The sequence below is a fragment of the Betaproteobacteria bacterium genome (genome assembly GCA_016791345.1).
Taxonomy (GTDB): domain Bacteria; phylum Pseudomonadota; class Gammaproteobacteria; order Burkholderiales; family JAEUMW01; genus JAEUMW01.
Map to the genome: position 1 here is coordinate 1 of JAEUMW010000169.1, position 2,535 is coordinate 2,535.

General features: G+C 66.5%; 3 protein-coding genes. All 3 read right to left on the reverse strand.

Annotated elements, in window-relative coordinates; translation table 11 throughout:
- A partial coding sequence (locus JNK68_06605) for a hypothetical protein (GenBank protein ID MBL8540027.1) occupies nt 1–969 on the reverse strand: 969 nt, incomplete at its 3' end.
- Nucleotides 970–999: 30 nt separating this feature from the next.
- Complete coding sequence (locus JNK68_06610; protein ID MBL8540028.1) at nt 1,000–1,662, reverse strand: class I SAM-dependent methyltransferase; 663 nt, start codon at nt 1,660–1,662, stop codon at nt 1,000–1,002.
- A gap of 2 nt (nt 1,663–1,664) precedes the next feature.
- Nucleotides 1,665–2,535: threonine synthase (locus tag JNK68_06615; protein MBL8540029.1), on the reverse strand; the 871-nt coding region annotated here is incomplete at its 5' end.

Consider the following 2,535-nt stretch of genomic DNA (forward strand, 5'->3'; position numbering starts at 1 on the left):
ACCTTGCAGCAGCGACCGGGTTTCGAGATCCAGCTTGTCGACACCCTCCGGCGGATAGGTTATCGGGAACGGGTTCAGCCCGTCCTGCGTGATGTCGTACTTGTCCAAGCCACGCTTCAGCCGGAACGTGCGTGTGAAGACTTCCATTTCGGCGCTGTCGACCACCCGCGGATCGATCAGCAGGACCGGCTGCTGGATCTTCCGGTACAGCGTCCAGGTCTGGCCGCCGGGATCGGGGTGGTATTCGTTGCCGTCCTTCGCGGCATCAATCACGTTCGATGCCGTAACGGTAGAGGCAGGAACGGACCCTCCCAGGCGCTCGCGCCGCTCTTCGAGCGCGAATACGATGTGGCCTTCATCCTGCAGCGTCTGCAGGGCATTGATCCCTTGCAGGAACTCCGCATGCGCGGGGGCGTGCCTGGGCGTCGGACCGCTGGCGGTCTCCGCATTGGACACCCAGTTGAGGTTCTCCAGGTACAACCGGAACACGGTCGAGATCGGCCAGGTCGTCTTGACCAGATAGATCACGCCGTCGAGCGTGAGCGGCGTGAAGAGCTTGCGCGCGAACTCCGACTCGTCGAGCGGAGTGAGACTGAACGTGGGGCGGTCGGCACCGCCGATGGTCGCCTGCGGCACGACCGCGGTGTATGAGCGGTTCGGCTCGGCGCCTGAGGCCACGAAGAACGGCGTCAGCTGGAGACTGTTGAGGAGCTCGAACTGCGCCGCGATGTTCGAGATCTGCAGGCTGCTCGGCGTGTCGACGTAACGCAGCCGCACGATGTTGAGGAGCATCTCCTCCTCGGACGTCGTCTTGACCACCTCGTTGTATTGCAGACGGCTCTGCTTGAGCGAGCGCGGCCCGATCACGGAACAGCCGCCCGCGAGCAGCGACAGGAGCATTGCGCCGGCAAGCCAGCGCCAGGCGCGCGCGGATGCCGCGTGAGTGACGGGCAGCAATGAGGCTGTCATCTGCAGCACCTCGGCAACGGCGAAGTGCGGCTATGTTACAGCGCCGGGCGGGGGTGCGGGGAGGTCGGTCGGGCCGCGCTTGCGGGCGACGAGATCGACCAGTGCCGAGCGGCCCACGTGTTTCACGCCCTCTTCAAGCCAGTCCTCGCGCGCATCCAGCACGAGGATGTCGAAATCATGGAAGGCCTCCGCCAGCATTTCCCGCGTGTAGAGGTTCTCGACCTGCGGCGGCCCGCCGGTCGCGTATTCGATCTGCTGGCGCCCGTAACCCTCGACGAGCAGCAGGCCGCCCGGCACCAGCGCGCGGCGGAACTGGGCGAAGAGACGTGCGCGCTCGTCCGGTGCGGCAAACTGGATGAAGATGGCGGCGATCACGTCGTAGCGCGCCGTCGGCCACGGCCACGCGCGCACGTCCGCGACCTCGAAGTGCACCGTCACCCCGTGTTCGGCGGCAAGTCGCTGCGCCTTCTCGACGGCCCGCGGGGAAATCTCGACCGCGTCCACGGTCAGCCCGCGCGTGGCCAGCCACACGCTGTTGCGGCCTTCGCCGTCGGCGACCGACAGCGCGCGTGCGCCAGGTGGGAGCCGATGCGCCTCTCCGACCAGAAAGCGGTTCGGCTCGGTGCCGAAGATGTACTCGTCGGTGGCGAAACGCGCGTCCCAGACCGATCCCGCGTCGTCGTAGCCGGCCATCGTCAGACGCGTTCCGCGATGTAGCGCTTGATTGCGGCGGAATCGGGATCCATCGTGTCGTAGCGCAGCGGCTTGCCCTCGATGGCGGCAAAGGCAGCCGGCCGCTGCGGCTCGCGTCCGAGGGCCTCGCGAATGGTCTCGGCGAACTTGGCCGGCTGTGCGGTCTCCAGACACACCAGCGGCACGCCTGCGTCCCGATGCTCGAGCCCGGCCTTGATGCCGTCGGCGGTGTGGGTGTCGACGATGACGCCGTAGCGCTCGAAGACGCGTCGGATCGTCGCGAGCCGATCCCGGTGCGAACTGCTGCCCGAGACGAAGCCGAAATCCTGGATGCGCCGGAAGTACGGGGTCGCCGCCAAGTCGAACTCGCCGCCGCGGTCGATGCCTGCCCAGAGTTCCGCGACGACCCGCGGATCGCGCCCCACCAGGTCGAAGACGAAGCGCTCGAAGTTCGATGCCTTCGAGATGTCCATCGACGGGCTCGTGGTCTGCACCACGTCCTGCGCTGCGCGCACGCGGTAGCGTCCGCTGCGGAAGAACTCGTCGAGCACGTCGTTCTCGTTGGTGGCGACGACGAGCCGTGCGATGGGCAGTCCCATCATGCGCGCCACGTGGCCGGCGCAGACGTTGCCGAAATTGCCGGACGGCACCGCGAAGGAGACGCGCTCGTCGTTGCCGGCAGTCACCGCGAAGTACGCCTTGAAGTAGTACACGATCTGGGCCAGGAGTCGCGCCCAGTTGATCGAGTTGACAGTGCCGATGTGGTGCCGGGATTTGAAGCCGAGATCGTTCGACACGGCTTTCACCATGTCCTGGCAGTCGTCGAACACGCCGCGCACGGCGATGTTGAAGATGTTCGGATCCTGCAGCGTG